Origin of the sequence: Chromobacterium sinusclupearum (genome assembly GCF_002902845.1) — a bacterium.
Classification (GTDB): Bacteria; Pseudomonadota; Gammaproteobacteria; order Burkholderiales; family Chromobacteriaceae; genus Chromobacterium; species Chromobacterium sinusclupearum.
In genome coordinates, this window is sequence record NZ_PPTF01000025.1 from 1 (window position 1) to 887 (window position 887).

Below are 887 nucleotides of genomic sequence, written 5' to 3' on the forward strand. Positions count from 1 at the left end.
TAGCGGGCGAGCTGTTCGGCGTCGCCGGCGTAATACAGGCCTTGCGGGTCGTAGTCCTGCAGGGTGGTTTGCAGCGCCGCGCCGTCTTTGCCTTGTGCGATGCGGCTTTGATCGCCGACCTGCTGGGTGGACACCGGCTGGTAGTCGAAGGTGGCCAGCGCCACCTGGCCGGGCACGATCTGGCGGCGGCTCTGCCACTCGGTCAGGCCGTCTTCTTCCTCGGTGGCGTCGCTGCGGTGGAAGCGCACGCGCTCGATCTCAGCCGGCGGCAGGCTGTAGACGTCGTCGAACACCACCAGTTTGACCTGGGGCGAATCGCCGTCCACATGTTCGAAGCGCCAGGCATAACCCTCTTCGTGCAGCAGGCGGACGATGAAGTCGTAATCGCTCTCGCGGTATTGCAGGCAGTAGCTGCGCGGATCGGCCTGGCCGACTTGCATCGCCAGCGCCTGGCCGCGGGCGAAGGCGGGGTTGGCCTGCTGATGCTCGGCCAGGATCTGCTCGATGATCTGCGGGACGGTCAGGTCCTGAAACACGCGCGAGGTGCGGCGGTGGCGCAGCAGCGCCAGCGGCGGCTCGATGGTCAGCCGGTACTGGGCGAAACCGCCGTCGGCCCCGACCAATTCCGCCTGGCTGACCACGCCGCAGCGGATCGATTCGCCGCCAGACGCGTCCGCGATGCCGATGCGGGCCGGCTGGCCGAGCAGGGTCTTCAGTTCGATGCCGCCGTCGGGCGACAAACAGGTGACGGTGAAGCGGTAGGACCGGGACACCCCTTCCTCGCCGTCCAGCGCCAGCGGCAGCAGCTGCTCGGCGGCGATGCTGCCGTTGCCGAGGGACAGCGTCAGCTGGCGGCGGTCCTGGGTGAAGGCGGAGGCGAAGCTGGC

Annotated in this window: 1 protein-coding gene; it reads right to left on the bottom strand. The window is 68.5% G+C overall.

The annotated features are described in order from the left end of the window. A partial coding sequence (locus C2134_RS07785; protein WP_146042111.1) for a type VI secretion system Vgr family protein occupies positions 1–887 on the bottom strand: 887 nt, incomplete at both ends.